Origin of the sequence: Bradyrhizobium erythrophlei (assembly GCF_900129425.1) — a bacterium.
GTDB classification, from domain to species: domain Bacteria; phylum Pseudomonadota; class Alphaproteobacteria; order Rhizobiales; family Xanthobacteraceae; genus Bradyrhizobium; species Bradyrhizobium erythrophlei_C.
In genome coordinates this window covers 8,444,869-8,463,509 of sequence record NZ_LT670817.1, presented here as the reverse complement: position 1 = coordinate 8,463,509, position 18,641 = coordinate 8,444,869, and the positions used below count along the sequence as shown (strand labels likewise).

Below are 18,641 nucleotides of genomic sequence, written 5' to 3'. Positions count from 1 at the left end.
CCATCCCGGAATGACGAACAGCAATTGCGGTCGGCTAGTGAGCCGATGCATCGCGGCCTGATTGCACCTATATTGACGGCCTCAAGGCCGAAAAACATCCCAAGGAGCAACGCCATGTCCCCAACCGCTGCTGCACGCACTTCGCAATCCTCCGCGCCATCGCTGCGTGATCGTCTGAAGGATCCGTCGCTGCTGCGCGACCGCTGCTACATCGACGGCGCCTGGGTCGGCACGCCGGCGCATCCCGTGACCAATCCGGTCAACGGTGCCGAACTTGCCAAGGTGCCTGTCATGAGCACGGCGGAAGCGACGCAGGCCGTGGAAGCCGCCGAGCGCGCGTTCCCGGCATGGGCCAAACTCACCGCCAAACAGCGCTCCAATATTTTGCGCAAATGGTTCGACCTGATCATCGCCAACCGCGAAGATCTGGCGCTGATCCTCACTTCCGAGCAGGGCAAGCCGCTGGCCGAGGCGCTCGGCGAAGTCGACATCGGCGGCGCCTATGTCGAGTTCTTCGCCGAGGAAGCCCGGCGGGTCTATGGCGAGACCATTCCGACGCAGCGGCCGGACGCGCGGCTGCTCGTGATCCGCCAGCCGATCGGCGTCTGCGGCGCGATCACGCCGTGGAATTTCCCGTGTTCGATGATCACCCGCAAGGTTTCGCCGGCGCTGGCCGCCGGCTGTACCGTGGTGCTCAAACCCGCCAACGAGACGCCGCTCACCGCGCTGGCGCTGGTGGCTTTGGCCGAGAAGGCCGGCGTGCCCAAGGGCGTGTTCAATATCCTCACCGGCAAATCGTCTGCTATCGGCAAGGTGTTGTGCGAACATCCCGCGGTGCGCTTTGTCGGCTTCACCGGATCGACCGAGGTCGGAAAGATTCTGTATCAGCAGGCCGCGGTCGGGGTGAAGAAGCTCGGGCTCGAACTCGGCGGCAATGCGCCGTTCGTGGTGTTCGACGACGCCGATATCGACGCCGCGGTCGAAGGCGCCATGGTCTCGAAATATCGCAACATGGGCCAGACCTGCGTCTGCGCCAATCGCATCTACGCGCAGGATAAGATCTACGATCAGTTCGTCGAAAAGCTCTCCAAGAAGGTCGCGGCGATGAAGATCGGTGACGGCACGGAAGCCGGCGTGACGCAGGGGCCGCTGATCAACATGGATGCGGTCGACAAGGTCGAAAAGCACATCGCCGATGCGGTCAAGCACGGCGCCAAAATCGTTACCGGCGGCAAACGGCATTCGCTCGGCGGCACCTTCTTCGAGCCGACGGTGTTGGCCAACGTCGCGCCCGACGCGCTGGTGTCGCAGGAAGAAACCTTCGGGCCGCTGGCGCCGGTGTTCCGCTTCAAGGACGAAGCCGACGTGATCGCGATGTGCAACAACTCGCCGTTCGGGCTGGCGTCGTATTTCTATTCGCGCGATCTCGGCCGGGTCTGGCGGGTCGCCGAAGCGCTGGAATCCGGCATGGTCGGCGTCAACACCGGCCTGATCACCACCGAGGTGGCGCCGTTCGGCGGCGTCAAGGAAAGCGGCCTCGGGCGCGAAGGCTCGCATCACGGCATGGAAGAATATGTCGAGATCAAATACGTGATGATGGCGGGGATTTAGAGCAAGATGGTTTTACTTTGAATCGGTGTGCTTCACCTCTCCCCAGCGGGGAGAGGTCGATTTGCGCAGCAAATCGGGTGAGGGGGTGCTGCACCAATGATAGACCGTAACCCCTCACCCGGCGCTACGCGCCGACCTCTCCCTATGGGAGAGGTAAAGTTTCCGCTGCGTCGCAGCTCAATCTAACTTCATCTCATCACGCTTTAGCTTCAACCGTCGGCGTTGTCCCGGCGCTCGGCCGGACAACAAATCTCCGCGGGCAGACCGCGCGACGCTACAGGCCCAGCGTTATCTCGGCCCAGTGCACGACGGTCTTGCTGTTGAGAAACTCGATGACACCGGGCTCGATCGCCGCCGGACGATCGTGCGCTACCACCGCGGTGGCGACGATCGCATCGCAGCGGTCGTTGAATGCGATCGCCAGGGCCGAATTTCGCGCGCGATAGGGATCGGCGATCGCGTAGGCGCGGCTGCGGCCCTTCATCCACGCGACATTGATCGGATGGCCGGGCCCCAAAACGGAAAGCTTTTCGCCCATCAGCCTGAAGTCGCTCAGACGATCGAGTTCGGCGTCATCGGCAACGCCGGTTTTGCAGTTGCAGAAGCCGATCTTGGCCCGGACATAAAGGTTGACCTCGGCGCCGCAGTCAGCCGCCACGCAGCGGAACGCTTTGCCTTTGCCCCACTCGTCGCTCGGATACGGCCATTCCACCTCCGAAAACACAGGATGGCTCGGCGGCGCGGCCACCGTGGTGCGGTCCAGTAACGGCCATGCGAAGAACGTGGACGCCCCGACCAGCCCGCCCAGCCCCAAGCCGGCGACAGCAGCAATGACGGTGACGCTCTTCATCGCATTCCCGGCCGCTAACGGCGTTGGTGCCTTTGCTAGTTGCTTGCGACGAATGACCTGGCGGCGGCAAGCGTCGGCCGCCCTGAGTCCGAGCCCGCCGCAAGCGCGACGAGCTTTTCATAAGTCGCCTTCGCCTTGGCGCTATCGCCGAGTGCCTGCGCGGCCTTTGCGGCTCCGACATAGCCGTTGAAACGGTTCGGCTCCTTCGCCATCGTGGCCTCGAACGCCGCAAGCGCCTCTTTGGCCATGCCGCGATCGAGCAGCATGAAGCCGTATAGTTCGCGCGCCGGTGCCAGTGACCCCGGCGTGACCGGCGCCTTTTCGGTGCTGTCCTCGGCCTCAGCCGCGGCGCTCATCGCCTTGAGCGCGTCATCATATTGGCCGTCGGCGTAGAGGATAAAGGCGTTTGCCGTCTGCAGCTGGACATCGACCTGGCCGGCCCAGTAAGTGTTCTTCGCCTCGCGCAGCTGGTCGCGAAGTTCGGCAAGCTTGGCGGCATCGGCCTTGGCTGCGGCGGAATTGCCGGAACGTGCGGCGCCGAGCGAACGCGCGAAATATGTGACGGCCATGACGTGCGGAAACTTGCTTGGCGTGATCTCGAGATTGACCGCGCCCGCCCAATCGCCGCGTTCGACCATGTAGCGTGCGGGCGAAGCGGCCTTTGCGAAAGCGGCGGCGAAGGAATCGGGACCGGGCTGGGCCGCCTCGATTTCATCGACCACGGCGCGAGCCTGCTTGTCCTGCCCCAGTTGCAGATAGGCGTAGACCAGATAGTCCTGGCCGTGCAGTTGATCGCCGAGTTCGTGCTCGGCCTTTGCCGCCTGCGCGGAAGCCAGGTTCGCCGCGATCGATTCCTTCCAGTAGCCGACGCGCGTGAAAATGTGAGACGGCATGTGCTGCGCATGCGGCGCGTTCGGTGCGATCTTTGAATAGCGCAGCGCCGCCGGAAGCCCCTTGGCGGCGATGGACGGATAGTCATAGAGATGGATCAGGTAGTGCGCGACGCCCGGGTGCTGCGGCTGGCGTTGCCAGATCGGCTCCAGGATGGCCGCGCCCTTGAGTTGGTTGGCGTAGGTTTTGTCGGCCGGCGAGGCTGCGACATTCAGCGTGATCGCGTAGAAGATCTGCGCTTCGTCGTCGTCGGGATATTTTGCCGCCAGCGCCTCCATCGCCTTCAGGTAGGATTGCACCCGGACCTGATGCGGGGTCTTGTCGTAATCGACATACATGATCGCCAGCGCGTCGATATAGTCGCGTTCGCACTGCGTCCTGGCGCCAATCGCTTTCGCCTTCTCGATCGCCGCGAGGCCAAGCGGAAGATTTGGTGCCGGCACCGCGCCGTGCGGATTGTTCAGAAGCGACAGCGCGATGCCCCAATAGGCAATGGCGCATTCCGGATCGGCTTTGAGCGCCTCCTGGTAGATGTCCCTGGATTCGCTGTACCAGAACGAATGCTGGTATCGCATCGCCCGGTCGAACCGCCGTTGCGCCGTTTCGTTGCACGAGGTCGCGAAGTGAACCGTGCCCAGTTTCTGATCGGTATCTTCCTGAGCCAGGCCCGGCGCGCAAAATCCAAACGTCGTCGTGGCCGCGATGGTCGCCGCAAACAGAAGTTCACGCATGACGTTCTCCCGGGGAGTGGATGACGTGCGTTCTTACTGGACGGCGAGCGTAGACCTTTCTGCGGAGCGACTCAACCGATCCGGGGGTCTACCTCCGCAGCACCGTGATCATGCGATTGGCGAAGGTCAGGCGCTCGGCCATCACCGAGACGAAATAGGTCAGCAATTTCTGACCGAGCGGCGGGTTTTCGGTTTTGATGGCCTCGAACTGATGCGTCGTTAAAACATAGAGCGTGCTCGCGACTTCGGCCTGGATGGTGGCGCTGCGTGGCGCACCGGCGACCAGACCCATCTCGCCGATCGTGGTGTAGCGGCCGAGACTTCGCACCCGTGTGGTGCGCCCCTGATCCGCGGGGATCATGATCCCGACGCGCCCCTCCAGAATGAAATGCATGGAATCCGCGGCGTCGCCGGCACGGACGATGGTCTCGCCGGCGTCGACCTCGATGCGCTGGCAGCGGTGCATCAACTCCGCGACGTCATGCTCGGCGCCGAGAATCTCGGTGAACCAGTCGCGCAAGGAGGCTTCTTCCCGCTCAAGGCCCTGATGCGCGGCGATGATCTCGTTCTCGCACCACTCCAGCGCATGGTCCAGTTCGGCGACGATGCTGACCTCGTTCGAGATGAACTCGCTCGATCGCAGGGCCTTTTCGGCTGGCGGCGGAAGATGCACCAGCACCAGCTTGATGCCCCGGTCATGCGCGCTGCGCTTGATCTGGGCAAAACTGTAGGCCGCCGAGGAATCGATGCCGGTGACCAGCTTGAAGTCGAAGACCAGGAAGCGGCATTCCGGATGCCGCGCGAGCAGCGCCTTGACGTGCTGGTAAAGCCGGTTGGCCGAACCGAAGAACAGATAGCTTTGCAGATTCAGGCCCTGGATCTTGCCGCCATGCGCTGACAGCACCGCCTGATCGTCGCGCGAGCGGTCCAGCGAACTGCGGTATTCCGAACCGTCGAAGCTGTATTTGATCGAATCGATCCGCGACGCGCTCAGCGCGAATGTCGCGCAGCCGATCACGACGCCGATCAGGACGCCCGCGACAAAGCCCCACTGCACGATGATGACGATGATCGCCAGCAGCGATAGGTATTCGGTGACCGAGAGCCGCCGCCGCGACTCGATGATCCATCGGTGCAGCTGATCGGCTCCCAGATAGATCAGGAGGCCGCCGAGCACGAATTTCGGCATGTAGCCGAGCAGCATCGGCGCCACCGCCAGCATCAGCGCGGAGATCGCCGCGACCGTCAGGCCGGAGAGGCGGCTGGTCCCGCCGCTGTTGAAATTGAGCACGGAGCGGCTGACCGAAATGCAGCCGGTATAGCCTCCGAATGCGCCCGACAACATATTGGCGAGGCCCGTGACGTTCAATTCGCGCTCGAGATCGGCTTCGTGTTGGGCGGCGACTTCAATGCCCGCGGTGTTGAACAAGGTGCTGGTCGCGGTCACGAAGATGACGGCGATCAGATTGCCGCTGAGGTCCGGCAAGGTGTACCAGGGATAGCGCAGGATGTCGTTGGTGCTCCACGGCAACACGTAGGACACATGCGGCGGCGGCTGAAAGGTCCAGCCCGAGGCTTGCGCCTCCGCCGGTGAGATCCCGGCCAGCCAGAACACGATGTGGGCGGCAATCACGCCGCCGATCAGAATAACCGGCAGTCCGAACGAACTGCGGGAGCGGTGCCAGGTCAGATAGAGAATCGCGGCCATGGCGCAGGCAGCCGCCAGTTCGGACAGCGTCAGGAGATTCGCGAACCCGCCGAGCGTCGCAAACTGAAGCCGCTGGCCGGTGATGACGCGGATCGCGCCTAAAAGGATCAGGCAGCCGGTGGCGCCGAGAAACCCGCCGACCACCGGGTAGGGCACGTAGCGGATGGCGCGGCCCATCCGCGTCACGCCGAAACCGCAGAGCACGATGCCGGTGGTGATGCTGGCAATGCCGAACGTGATCAGAACCGGCGCGAGCAGCGCCGCGGTTGGATCGGTCGCGGCCATTCGTTCGGCCAGCGATGACGCCAGTATCCCCGTCATCGCCGCGGTGGAACTTTCCGGACCGGCGACCGCGAACGGCAACGAGCTTCCGAGCGCGATGGTGGCGGCGAGAACGGCCGATGAAATGAAGGTGATGCCGACGCCGTAGGACAAATAGGGCGCCAGCGGGCCGGTGAAGATCAATAGCGCGTAGGACAGTCCAAACGTCACGGTCAGGACGCTGGCGGCGCCGCCGCCGACAACGTCGTTAAGCGCCCGGCGCAGTTTCGGACCGAGACTGACAGACTGGTTGTTCACGCTTAATTTCGTCCCCACCACTTGGCGACACTGGTAGACGACCGCAGCGCATCAGGACAACTATATTTTTATGACGGAACGGAAGTGCGCTGGAACCCGTTCGGCCAGCAAGAATTGAAAGCAGCTTCGTCCCGGCCAGCGCCGAGCGACGTGCGCTACGCTAAAGCGTGATGAGATGAGGTTAGATTGAGCTGCGACGCAGCGGAAACTTCACCTCTCCCATAGGGAGAGGTGAAGGGCACACCGATACAAACTAAAACTATCTTGCTCTAGACCTCGCCGAACGCGCCATGGCGCCCCGCGCCGGACGCAAAGCGCGCGGCGCCTGACATGGTTTCGCCTGATGCGATGACCTCGAGTCCGCCGCGCAGTTCGCTGGCGATTGCCTGCTCTTCTGCGAGGTCCCACTGCTGCAACGCGGAAAGCCGGTCGGCGCGCAGGCAGGTTTGCGGGAAGCGGGCGATTTGCTTCGCCAGCGCAATGGCGTGCTCGAGCGCTTCCCCCTTGGGAACGAGGCGATTTGCAAGGCCCATGCGCAAGGCTTCCGCGCCGCCCACCGGGCGTCCGGTCAGAATGAGGTCGATCGCCTGGGAATGACCGATCAGGCGCGGCAACCTGATGGTGCCGAGGTCGATCAGCGGCACGCCGAAACGGCGGCAGAACACCCCGAAGGTGGCGTCCTCGGCAACGACGCGCATGTCGGCCCACAACGCCAGCTCCATGCCGCCGGCCACCGCAAAACCTTCAACCGCCGCGATCACGGGTTTCGACAGCCGCAGGCGGCTCGGTCCCATCGGCGCAAGGGTGTTTTGGCCGCCGATCTCGCGCTTCTTGTCGGGATCGCCTGACGCCACCGCCTTGAGGTCGGCGCCGGCGCAGAAAGTACCGGCCGTTCCGGTGAACACCGCGACCGATGCCTCGGCATCGGCGTCGAAGTCACGGAACGCATCGAACAGCTTTCGCGCGGTGGCGCCGTCAACGGCGTTGCGGCAATGCGGGCGGTTGATGGAGACGATGGTCACCGGCCCATCGCGTTCGATGAGCACGCTTTCGGGTTCGATCATGTCTGACTCTCCCTTTGCGGTTATTCTTCCTGGTCGTCACTCCGGGTTCGATGTTGCGTTGCCTTCCCGAATGACGCGGTTAGATCGTGAGTTCGCTACCCGTGACACGGCGATAGGCTTCGAGATAACGCTTGCTGGTGGCGTCGACGACCTCTGCGGGCAAAGCAGGCGCGGGCGCATCGCCGTTCCAGCGGCCGGCGCGGCGCTCGGCGTCGAGATAATCGCGCAGCGGCTGCTTGTCGAAACTCGGCTGCGGCTGGCCGGGTGTGTAGGCATCGGCGGCCCAGAACCGCGAACTGTCGGGCGTCATCACCTCGTCGATCAGGATGATCCGTCCGTCGCCATCCCGGCCGAATTCGAATTTGGTATCGGCGATAATGATGCCCTGGTCGCGGCTGATTTTCTCGCCGAGCGTGTAAATCGCGCGGGTCATGCTTTCCAGTTGGTATGCGACCTCGTCGCCGAGAATTTCGCGCATACGGGCGATCGTGATGTTCTCGTCGTGCCCGGTCTCGGCCTTGGTCGCCGGACTGAAGATCGCGGGCTCGAGTTTTGCGCTTTCCAGGAGGCCCGAGGCAAGCTTCTCGCCGGCGAGCGTTCCTCGGGCGGCATATTCCTTCCAGGCCGAGCCGGAGAGATAGCCGCGGATCACGCATTCGATCGGAAACACCGTTGTGCGCCGGCACAGCATCGCGCGTCCCAGGATGTCGGCGCGATGGCCCTGCAATGCCGGCACTTCCCTGATGATGGCATCGGCGTCGGTGCTGATCATGTGGTGCGGCACCACGCCTTCGAGTTCGTTGAACCACCAGGCGCTGATCTGGGTCAGCACCGCGCCCTTCATCGGGATGGTCTCGGCCATGACGACGTCGAAGGCGCTGATGCGGTCGGTGGTCAGCAGCAACACGCGGTCGTCGCCGACGGCGTAGATATCGCGGACCTTGCCGCGGCCGATCCGGGGAAGAGGCAGGTCGCTGGCGAGCATGGTGTTCATCGGTCAAACTTTCAAAGATAGCCGTCTCGCGCGGCCGCGCGCGACAACAAAGGAAATGGGGGATAGCTCACTCCGGCAGCGGAATGAACTCGTGTTCGTTGGGAACGGCTGCGAAGCGGCCGCTCTTCCAGTCGGCCTTGGCCTGTTCGATCCGCTCCTGGCTGGAGGAGACGAAATTCCACCAGATATGGCGCGGACCTTCCAGCGCATCGCCGCCGAGAAACATCATCCGCACCGGCGTCGTCGTCTTCACCGTGATGCGATCGCCGGGCCGGAAGATCAACAGCCGCGGCCCCTGGTAGCGATCGCCCGCAATTTCGACCTCGCCATCGATCACATAGACGGCGCGTTCTTCATGGTCGGGGTCGAGCGGCACGCTGACGCCGCCCTCCGCGCTCACCTCGGTATAAAACCATGGCGACACCATCCCCACCGGCGACGACACCCCGAAGCCGCTGCCAGCGATGATTCGCGCGGTGAAACCGCGATCGCGGACCGTCGGCAAATCGGCTGACCCGTAATGCTGGAACGACGGCGCGATCTCTTCCGATCCGGCCGGCAATGCGATCCAGCTCTGCAACCCCAGCATCTTCTGGCCACTGCTTCGCTGCAGGTCCGGCGTGCGCTCGGAATGGGCGATGCCGCGACCCGCCGTCATCAGGTTCATCGCGCCGGGCTGGATCTCCTGGATGTTGCCCTCGCTGTCGCGGTGCATGATGCTGCCGTCGAACAGATAGGTGACGGTGGCGAGCCCGATATGCGGATGCGGGCGCACGTCCATGCCCTTGCCGGACACGAACTGCACCGGCCCGAAATGATCGAAGAAGATGAAGGGGCCGACCATTTGGCGCTTGCCGTGGGGCAGCGCGCGGCGCACCTCGAATCCATCGCCGAGGTCACGGGTGCGCGGCACGATGACAAGCTCCAGCGCGTCGCAGGAGTGCGGATCGCCCAACACGGGATCGTTGGAGGGATGCCAGCTCATGAGGTGTCTCCATGACTTTTGCCGGCGATCTTAGCACATTAGCTCCGCGTCGTCCCGGCGAACGCCGGGACCCGTAACCGCCAGCGGTGATTGTTGCAAAAGGTATCTGCCACGCGGGTCAAAATGAGACGGCGCGCTTGCGCTCGCGGAGCCTTGTCATCGGGCGGCGCTTTGCGCCGACCCGTTGGCCGCGACGACTCGTGGAGAGGCGACGCTACCCGTTCACGCGAAGCGCCCGGCGGCGCAGCCCGATGCCGCGCTCAGCTTGAAACGCCGATCAGCATCCGTGTCAACTCGTCGGGCGCCATCACCATGGCGTCGTGGCCGGTGGAGATGTCGGCCCAGCGCCATCCCTGCTGCGCCTTGACCCAGTCGCGCGAGGCTTGCAGCGCCGCGTAGGACGGGTTTGTGCAGTGGATGTAGGTGCGCGGCAGGTTGTTGCCGACCGGCCCCTTGATGTTGAGCGTGCTGGTGTAGGTCCCGAGCGGATGCGGTGTGAGCCGGCGCTTGACCCAGTCGGTATCCCCAGCATCGGAAACGCCGAAGGCGGACGGCGGCGGCGCCGGCAGGCTTAATCCGCCGCTGGTTTCGTCGGCGGCTTTGAGCCGCGCCGCGACGACATCCGGCGGCAGACTGTCGAACGGCCGCTTGCCGCCCTCTACCATCAGCGAATCCAGGTAGACCAGATGGCGGATCTTGTCGGGCATCGCATCGGCGACGCCGCTGATCGCAAGACCCCCGAACGAATGCCCGACCAGAATGATATTCGACAATTCCTCCGCCTCGATGACGTTGGCGATATCCCTGGTGAAGGTATCCAGCGTGATGTCTTTCGACAAAAGATGCTTGCGCTCGCCGAGCCCGGTCTGGGTCGGCGTGAACACCTGGTGGCCGCCGCTGCGCAGCCTGTCCGCGACCCGGCTCCAGCACCAGCCGCCGTGCCAGGCGCCGTGAACCAGCACGAATGTCTGTGCATTGGTCTGCGCCGTCGCCGGCGCGCCGCCCGCGCCCGCCGTTAATCCTGCGATAGCCATTGTTTTCAGGACATCCCGTCGTTCCATGACGATTGCTCCCTGTGATAGCTGGTTAGCTGATCCGGCACTTTGCGATCGGCCGGGTTTGCATCAATGCATCAGGTTTTCAAAAATTGCCGGAAATGACAAGCCGTGATCGCAACACATTCAGCGTCGCCCCGGCTCGCGCTCTCGGAGCTTGTCATCGGGCGGCGCTTTGCGCCGACCCGTTGGCTCGCTGGCCGGGACGACTCGTGGAGGTGGCTCAAGGGGCGTAGCCATTCAAAACTCATCATGCCCGGGGCTTGTCCCGGCCAATGAAATCATTGCCGACGGGTTATTCCGCCTCGCTGGCGTGGATCGCCTCGGGATGTCTGGCACAGACCGTTTGCAAGTACCGCCGTCATTCCGGGGCGATGCGAAGCATCGAACCCGGAATCTCGAGATTCCGGGTCTGCGCTTCGCGCATCCCGGAATGACGGTGAGGAGGGGCTACCGCACCACGCCCGAGATGAACCCGGCCTAGCACTCCGACCGCAGCGCCCGCCTGAATAATTTTCCCGTAGGCCCGGTCGGCATGGCGTCGATCCAGTGAAACGCCTTCGGGAACTTGAAGCCGGCGAGATGGCATTGCTGGCGCAGGAACAGGCTGATTTCCTCGCTGTCCGGCGGGACGCCGCGGGCGACGAGGTAGGCCTCGATACGTTGCCCGAGCCTGGAATCGGGTTGGCCGACCACCGCGCATTGCGCGACGGCGGGATGCAAGAGCAGCGCGTGCTCGATCTCCTCGCCGCTGACCTTGATACCGCCGGAATTGATGACGTTGTCGATGCGGCCGGAGACCCACAGATAGTTGTCGGCATCCAGCCGCCCGAGATCGCCGCTGCGCCACCAGCCGTCGCGGAATTTTTCGCGGGTCAATTCCCCGTCTTTCCAGTATCCGATCGCAAGCGACGGCCCCGAGACCGCGATCTCGCCGGTCTCGCCGTTGGGCGCCTCATCGTCGAAACCGCCGCCGGGCAACAGAATTTTCACGTCGCCGCCGACCACCGGCCGTCCGCTGGAGCCGATCTTGCCGCGTTCCATCAGGTCGCTTGTGTTGGCCATCACCCCGGATGCGGTGAAGGCTTCGCCGGAGAGATAGACGCAGCAGATGTTCCTGCAGATCCGGTCGTAGAGCTGCCGCACGTCGCTCGGCGCCGGCGCTTCGCCCGAGATCGACACCAGCGTCAGCGCCGACAGATCGTAATTCTCGGGGCCGGCCTCGAACACCATCCGCCACATCGTCGGCACCAGCGGCGCCTTGGTGATGCGCTCGCGCTGACATGATTCCAGAAACGCCGCCGGCTTGAACGTCTTGCCGAAACAGACTTTCGCCTTGGCGGCGACGAAGGGCAGCACGATGATCGGCCACGCCGCGAACGACGGCTGCATGTACAAAAGCGTGACGCTGTCCGGCGTGATCGGTCCCATCACCACCTGACCGCCCTTGGCGGCTTCCAGCAGCGTCTTCTGGGAGTGCATGATGCCCTTGGGCTTGCCGGTGGTGCCCGACGACAACACGATCGCGGCGAGGTCGGCGGGTGTCGGGCTGCTCGCCGCAATGTTGAACGGCGCGGCGGCGGCGACGATATCGCTATAGTCGGCCTCGGCGCGGCCGCGCGCGTCCAGGCTGATGCGCCGGATCGCCCGACCGGAGGCCGTGACCGCAGCGATGGCCTCAGCCTCGAGATCCCGGTCATGCACCAGTATTTTGGCCTCGAGCCAGTCGAGCGCCTGGCCCAAACGTTCCGGCGTTTCGCGGACATGCAGGCTGCAGGCAACTCTTCCGCTCAAGGGTGCTGCGAACCACGCCACCGCGTGCCGCGCCGAGCTGCGGCAGAGATAGGCGATGACCGCGCCCGGGGTGGCGCCACGGTCCGCAAAGCCCTGGGCCATTCTGAGCGCCTGATCGAGCGCCTCAGCGCCGGTGATGCGATTCTCTTCGTCGACGAACATCTCGTCGCGCCCGCGCCACCCTGCCGAGCGGATGAACAGGTCGCTCAGGGTCTCGATGAAAGGGGTGCGAAGCATGGGGCGAGACTTGGGAGAGGCAGTGTAAGTCTGAACCTATCACGTCATTGCGAGCGAAGCGAAGCAATCCAGAGACTGGCACAGCAAGCCTGGATTGCTTCGTCGCTTGCACCCCTCGCAATGGCGGCGGTAAGAATCCCAGTAATAAAGAGAGGACAGGACCGATGATCGCTCCCCTCAAGCCGGGCGTCACGCTTGCGCAGCCGGACGGCCCCGTGATCGAGACCGCGCGGCTAAAACTACGGCGATGGTGCGACGCCGACATCGCGCCGAACACGGCGATGCTGGCCGATCCCGGCACCGCGCGATTCATCACCTCGGATGGAAAACCCGTCACCGACGAGCTTGTCGGGTGGCGCAACGCGGCGATCATGGCCGGACATTGGGCGCTGCACGGTGTCGGCATGTTTGTGGTCGAGGAAAAACAGACCGGCCGCTTCGCCGGGCGAGTGGGTCCGTGGCGGCCGCCGGGCTGGCCGGGCTTCGAAGTCGGCTGGGGCATTTCAAGCGAGTTTCGGGGCAAGGGCTACGCGGTCGAGGCGGCGCGGGCGTCGATCGACTGGTCGTTCGCGACCTTCGAGATCGATCAGATCGTCCACTGCATCGACCGCGAAAACACCGCGTCGCAGGCCGTGGCGCGCCGGCTTGGGGCCAAAAAGGGCCGCGAGATCGACCTGTTCGGCCATGTCGCGGATTTGTGGGTGACGCGCCGCGATGCCTGGACGGCCCAACGCAGGGCTTAAAGTCGGCGCGTCCTACTGCCGTCCCAGTTGCGTCGCAGCCGCGACGCGGTCAAATCGCTCGAGCGACAGGATCGCGTCTGCGAGCTGGTCGGCGCGGCCATTCAGGACCGGGCGGGCCAGCGTCAGGAATTTCTGCGCCATCGCCTGCGCGTCCGGGAACGAATTCGGCTCGCCGGAAGGATCGGCATAGAGCCGCTCATGCACGCCGTCATTGGTGACGATGCTGACGCGCGCGCCGAACGGATGACTGCGGCCGACCTCGAGGCGATCGTCCTGCACCACGTCGAATTTGTCGGCGAGCGCGTCGACGGCGGCATCTCCGAGGCGTTGGTAATCGTCCCAGCCGAAGCGGCCCTGATCGAGCGCCACCGCGCCGGTGAAGAACATCGAGAACTGGCCGCCGACGATCGAGGTCGGATGCCGCTTGGTGGCGGCGTCGCCGGTCAGCGTGATGCCGTTGCGGTGCAGACCGATCTCGACACGTTTGATCTGGTCCGGCGTCAGATTGTGCTCCCGGCGCATCGCGATCAGCGCATCGAGCGCGGCATGGGTATAGCGGCAGCTCGGATAGGGCTTTATGCCGATCTTCATGGTCTCGTAGACATCGCCGAGGCCGGCGACCGCCTTGTCGGGATGGCCGTTGTCGCTGTAGCCGACCAACAGGCCGTGCTTGCCTTCGACCGATTCGCTTGAGCCGACGAAGTCATTGCGCGCCAAGGTGGCCGCGATCACGCCGTTCATCGCGGCGGCGCCGACCTGATAGCGCTTGTTCCAGGCGCCGTTGACCAGGAACTGGAGCGAGCCCGCCGCCTGGCTGCCGGAGACGCCGAACGCTGCGATGATCTGCGCCTTCGACAGTCTGAACAACTTCGCTGCCGCGGCGGCGGCGCCATAGGTTCCCGCGGTCGCGGTCGGATGAAAGCCGCGCGCGTAATGCGAGGTCGGATCGAGCGCGTTGCCGAGCCGGCAGCACACTTCGTAACCCGCGACGATCGCGGTGAGCACGTCGCGGCCCGACGCGCCGACCATTTCGCCGACCGCGAACGCGGCCGGCACCACCGGCGCGCTCGCATGCAGCGAGGAATCCGCGTGCGTATCGTCGAAATCAAGGGAATGGCCGAGCGCGCCGTTGAGCAGCGCCGCCACCGCCGGGGTCCAGGTCTTGGCATCGCCGAACACGGTGGATTCGCCCTTGCCGTCGAGCGCGAGCGCTTGCAGCATCTTGAGCAGCGAGGGCGTCGATTCCGCGTCGCGCCTTGCCCGGATCGCGCTGCCGAGAAAATCCAAGGTCAGCGCCTTGGCGCGCTCGCGCACTTCGTGCGGGATATTCTCGAATTTGAGACTCGCGACATAGCCGGCCAGCGTTGCGGTTTCATGGGCCATGGCGTTGCCTCGTTGGTTTCTGCTCGTTCCTGCGTGCGGTTTAGGTACGGCTGGCGCGGCGCGCCGTCAACATCAGCCGCGGCGGGTCAGCCCCCTGCTTTCCATCCGCCAGATCAACAGCTCGATCCGGTCCTGTCCGAAGAACGGCTCGTTCTCGAACACGAACGTCGGCACGCCCCAATGGCCGGAAGCCGCGTGGGCCTTTTCGTTGTCCGCGATGATCCGCTCATAGCGATCCGGATCGGCCGATATTGCCGCGTCCATCGCGGCCAGATCGAAGCCGGCTGCCTCGGCGGCGCGGGCGAGATGATCGCCTTCGTTCCAGTCTTTGACCGTGCCGTCCCACAGCACCCGGCTGATGGTATCGACAAAGACCAGCGAACGGCCCTCGAGCTGCGCGGCGGCGCCCAGGCGCGTCAGGCGGTGGATGTAGGGCTGGTGCTCGGCGACCTCCAGCGTCACCATGTTCTGCACAATCGGATCGGGGCGGGGAAAGCGGAACGGGATGTTGTCGTGTTTGGCGACGCGGCTGCTGTCGAGCACCACGTAACGCGCGAATTGCGGATTGGCGCGCTTGAAGAAGCCGGGCACGCGCACCGCGAGCGGGTAGACCGGGCGCAGGTTCACCGTGGCGTCGTAGTTCGCGATCAATTTCAGCGTCTTCGGCAGCGCGAGATAGCTGTAGGGGCTGCGGAAGGAAAAAAACAGATCGACGGATAATGTCATGCATCCTCCGGTCGGCATATTGGCTGACTGGAACAAAGCACGCGCGGAGCAAGGCGTCCACGCCCGCGGTTCGCGGATGGGTCCGGCTCAGCTCGCGACTTGCCGCAGCATGGCGCGGGCAATCAGCCGGTGAAACGGCAGGATGATGGTCAGATACGCCCGGCCCAGCAGGTTATGCGTCAGCACGAGAGTGGTCAGGGTGACGCGCTTGTCGTGCCCGAAGGGTGCGACGTCGACGACGACCCGGAAATCGAGGTGGCGATCGTTGAAACCCGCGACCAGCCGATCCGGGGTTTCGCTGATCACGGGAAATATCCCGACGGCGTCGGTGGCTGTGGTCTCGCCGGGTGAAGGCGTCTTCAGGCCAAACGGCGCCACCAGCCTGTTGCGCAAGCGCATCAGCGCATCGATCCATCGCGGCCCGCGCGTCAGCATTTTCTCCGCCGCCTGCCGCGCATCGAGCGCGGAGTTGTCGACCGCAATGCTGAAGGCGTCGCCGAACTGCGCGCCGGCCAGCAGCGGGCGGGTATCAGCGTCAGGAACGATCGCCTGGACTTTCATGGAACTCAGCCTGGGCCGTCATGGCCGATCTTGTTGTCCGGACCATCCACGTCTTGGCCTTACCGGTCTGCAAAGACGTGGATGCCCGGCACAAGGCCGGGCATGACGATCATCATTTTCCGCCGGGACGGGTTGGCAGCAGCAGCTCACACATCCACATTGGCGCTGAGCGAATTGTCCTGGATGAATTCGCGGCGCGGTTCGACCACGTCGCCCATCAGCTTGGTGAAGATGTCGTCGGCCTCGTCGACCTCCTTGATCTTCACCTGCAACAGCGAGCGCTCGTTGGTGTCGAGCGTGGTTTCCCAGAGCTGGCCCGGGTTCATTTCGCCGAGGCCTTTGTAGCGCTGCAGCGTCACGCCCTTGCGGCCGGCGTCGGTCACCGCCTCGAACAGGCCGACCGGGCCGTGGATCGGAGTTTCCGTGTCCCTGCGGCGCAACAGGCCGGGCTTCGGATAGGCCTCCTGCAGCTTGGCGGCGTAATCGTCGAGCTTGCGCGCGTCGGCGGAGCCGAGCAGCGCGTCGTCGATGATGGCGACGTCCTTGACGCCGCGCACGGTGCGCTCGAAGAAGAAACCCTCGCCCTCGGTAAAGCGTCCGGTCCAGCCGCGCTCGACTTCGTCGGCCAGCGCGTCGAGCCTGCGGGCGATATAGTCCGCGGCGGCATTGGCGGTGGCGACGTCGCCGGTGATCCTGGGGCTCAGCACCCCGGCGATCGCGGCCTGCTCGATTACCTTGCGGTTATAGCGGCTATGCAGATTGTGCAGCGTGCCGCGGATCAGGCGGGCATCCTCCACCAGCGCCTGCAGGTCGCGGCCGCTGCGGTCCTCGCCGGACGCGAGCTTGAAGACGCAGTCGTCGAGGCCGGTCTCGATCAGGTAATCCTCCAGCGCGCGCTCGTCCTTCAGGTATTGCTCGGACTTCCCCCGCGTCACCTTGTAGAGCGGCGGCTGCGCAATGTAGAGGAACCCGCTCTCGATCAGCGCCGGCATCTGACGGAAGAAGAACGTCAGCAGCAGGGTGCGGATGTGCGCGCCGTCGACGTCGGCGTCGGTCATCAGGATGATCTTGTGATAGCGCAGTTTGGATAGATCGAAATCGTCGCGGCCGATGCCGGTGCCGAGCGCGGTGATCAGTGTGCCGATCTGCTCGGAGCCCAGCATCTTGTCGAAGCGCGCGCGCTCGACATTGAGGATCTTGCCGCGCAGCGGCAAGACCGCCTGGAATTCCCGGTTGCGGCCCATCTTGGCACTGCCGCCGGCGGAATCGCCCTCGACGATGAACAGTTCGGATTTGCCGGGGTCTTTTTCCTGGCAGTCGGCGAGCTTGCCGGGCAATGAAGCGTAATCCAGCGCCCCCTTGCGCCGCGTCAGCTCGCGGGCTTTGCGCGCGGCCTCGCGGGCGGCCGCGGCCTCCACCACCTTGCCGACAATGGCCTTGGCTTCCGGGGGATGTTCCTCGAACCACGCCGCCAGGCCTTCATTGAGGACGTTCTCGACCACCGGACGGACTTCCGAGGACACCAGCTTGTCCTTGGTCTGCGACGAGAATTTCGGATCGGGGACTTTCACCGAAAGCACCGCGGTGAGGCCCTCGCGGCAGTCGTCGCCGGTCAGCGCGATCTTTTCGCGCTTGGCGTTTGCCTCGGCGTAGCCGTTGACCTGGCGCGTCAGCGCGCCGCGGAAGCCGGCCAGATGGGTGCCGCCGTCGCGCTGTGGAATGTTGTTGGTGAAGCACAGCACATTCTCATGATAGCTGTCGTTCCACCACAGCGCCGCCTCGACGCCGATGCCGTTCATCTCGGCATTGATCATGATCGGCGAAGGCACCATCGGCTTCTTGTTGCGGTCGAGATATTTGACGAACTCCTCGACGCCGCCGTCGTAGTGCATCTCCTCGCGCTTCTCGACCGCGTGGCGCACGTCGGACAGCACGATATTGACGCCGGAATTCAGGAACGCGAGCTCGCGCAGGCGATGCTCCAGCGTTGCAAAGTCGTATTCGACGTTGGTGAAGGTTTCGGTGGAGGCGAGGAACGTCACTTCGGTGCCGCGCTTGCCGTTGGAATCGCCGACCGCTTTGAGCGGCGCCACCGCGTCGCCATGGGCGAACTCGATGAAATGCTCCTTGCCGTCGCGCCAGACCCGCAATTGCAGCTTGCTCGACAGCGCGTTGACGACGGAGACGCCGACGCCGTGCAGGCCGCCGGAAACCTTGTAGGAATTCTGGTCGAATTTTCCGCCCGCGTGCAGCTGGGTCATGATGACCTCGGCCGCGGAAATGCCCTCGCCCTTGTGGATGTCGACGGGAATGCCGCGGCCATCGTCGCGCACGGTGACGGAACCGTCGGCATTGAGCACGACCTCCACCGCGGTGGCGTGGCCGGCCAGCGCTTCGTCGATGGCGTTGTCGACGACCTCGTAGACCATGTGATGCAGGCCGGAGCCGTCATCGGTGTCGCCGATATACATGCCCGGCCGCTTGCGTACGGCGTCGAGGCCTTTCAAAACCCGGATCGATTCCGCGCCGTATTCGATGGGAATGGAATGCTCAGTGTCGGCGATCGATTGCCGGGCAGATTCTGTCATGTGGGGCCTTCGAGGGTAGCTCCGAATCAGCGCGCGAAACAGGTGCTGATCAGCTTATTTGTGCCATGAAAGACGCACTGCGCCTAGCGCAAAGTCTCTTTCCGCAAGTTATTGAATAAATAGGATTTTTCGTGCGTTTTT

Annotated in this window: 14 protein-coding genes; 2 read left to right on the top strand and 12 right to left on the bottom strand. The window is 64.2% G+C overall.

The window, feature by feature from the left end:
- The first annotated feature begins 114 nt into the window (after positions 1–114).
- Complete coding sequence (locus B5527_RS40240; RefSeq protein WP_079606443.1) at positions 115–1,611, top strand: NAD-dependent succinate-semialdehyde dehydrogenase; 1,497 nt, start codon at positions 115–117, stop codon at positions 1,609–1,611.
- A gap of 274 nt (positions 1,612–1,885) precedes the next feature.
- Here B5527_RS40240 and B5527_RS40235 read toward each other — a convergent pair whose 3' ends face one another.
- The 8 genes from B5527_RS40235 to B5527_RS40200 all read right to left on the bottom strand — a co-directional run bounded on the left by B5527_RS40235 (position 1,886) and on the right by B5527_RS40200 (position 12,499).
- Positions 1,886–2,461 (bottom strand): hypothetical protein, encoded by a 576-nt coding sequence (locus B5527_RS40235; RefSeq protein WP_079606442.1) that lies wholly within the window; start codon positions 2,459–2,461, stop codon positions 1,886–1,888.
- Between the two features lie 35 nt (positions 2,462–2,496).
- Positions 2,497–4,083, bottom strand: coding sequence for a tetratricopeptide repeat protein (locus B5527_RS40230; protein WP_079606441.1), 1,587 nt, complete (start codon positions 4,081–4,083; stop codon positions 2,497–2,499).
- A gap of 88 nt (positions 4,084–4,171) precedes the next feature.
- Entirely contained in the window at positions 4,172–6,370 is a 2,199-nt protein-coding gene (locus B5527_RS40225; protein WP_079606440.1) for an SLC26A/SulP transporter family protein, read from the bottom strand.
- A gap of 269 nt (positions 6,371–6,639) precedes the next feature.
- The gene (locus tag B5527_RS40220) at positions 6,640–7,434 is read right to left on the bottom strand and encodes a crotonase/enoyl-CoA hydratase family protein (RefSeq protein WP_079606439.1); all 795 of its coding nucleotides are present in this window, start codon (positions 7,432–7,434) and stop codon (positions 6,640–6,642) included.
- A 79-nt stretch (positions 7,435–7,513) separates the two neighbouring features.
- Positions 7,514–8,428, bottom strand: coding sequence for a phosphoribosylaminoimidazolesuccinocarboxamide synthase (locus B5527_RS40215; RefSeq protein WP_079606438.1), 915 nt, complete (start codon positions 8,426–8,428; stop codon positions 7,514–7,516).
- Positions 8,429–8,495: 67 nt separating this feature from the next.
- Entirely contained in the window at positions 8,496–9,413 is a 918-nt protein-coding gene (locus B5527_RS40210; protein WP_079606437.1) for a pirin family protein, read from the bottom strand.
- A gap of 260 nt (positions 9,414–9,673) precedes the next feature.
- Positions 9,674–10,474, bottom strand: coding sequence for an alpha/beta fold hydrolase (locus tag B5527_RS40205; protein WP_079606436.1), 801 nt, complete (start codon positions 10,472–10,474; stop codon positions 9,674–9,676).
- 474 nt (positions 10,475–10,948) lie between these two features.
- Positions 10,949–12,499, bottom strand: coding sequence for a class I adenylate-forming enzyme family protein (locus B5527_RS40200; protein ID WP_079606435.1), 1,551 nt, complete (start codon positions 12,497–12,499; stop codon positions 10,949–10,951).
- Positions 12,500–12,663: 164 nt separating this feature from the next.
- Here B5527_RS40200 and B5527_RS40195 point away from each other — a divergent pair, with 164 nt between their 5' ends.
- Positions 12,664–13,242, top strand: a complete 579-nt coding sequence (locus B5527_RS40195; RefSeq protein ID WP_079606434.1) for a GNAT family N-acetyltransferase — start codon at positions 12,664–12,666, stop codon at positions 13,240–13,242.
- Between the two features lie 12 nt (positions 13,243–13,254).
- Here B5527_RS40195 and B5527_RS40190 read toward each other — a convergent pair whose 3' ends face one another.
- The 4 genes from B5527_RS40190 to gyrB all read right to left on the bottom strand — a co-directional run bounded on the left by B5527_RS40190 (position 13,255) and on the right by gyrB (position 18,500).
- Entirely contained in the window at positions 13,255–14,625 is a 1,371-nt protein-coding gene (locus tag B5527_RS40190) for an MmgE/PrpD family protein (protein ID WP_079606433.1), read from the bottom strand.
- Between the two features lie 72 nt (positions 14,626–14,697).
- Entirely contained in the window at positions 14,698–15,351 is a 654-nt protein-coding gene (locus B5527_RS40185; RefSeq protein ID WP_079606432.1) for a 2-hydroxychromene-2-carboxylate isomerase, read from the bottom strand.
- Positions 15,352–15,438: 87 nt separating this feature from the next.
- On the bottom strand, positions 15,439–15,912 hold the full coding sequence (locus tag B5527_RS40180; protein WP_079606431.1) for a DUF2867 domain-containing protein: 474 nt from the start codon (positions 15,910–15,912) through the stop codon (positions 15,439–15,441).
- 146 nt (positions 15,913–16,058) lie between these two features.
- Positions 16,059–18,500 carry a DNA topoisomerase (ATP-hydrolyzing) subunit B gene (gyrB, locus tag B5527_RS40175; protein ID WP_079606430.1) on the bottom strand — a complete coding sequence of 814 codons (2,442 nt, stop codon included), beginning with the start codon at positions 18,498–18,500 and terminating at the stop codon, positions 16,059–16,061.
- Positions 18,501–18,641 lie beyond the last annotated feature (141 nt).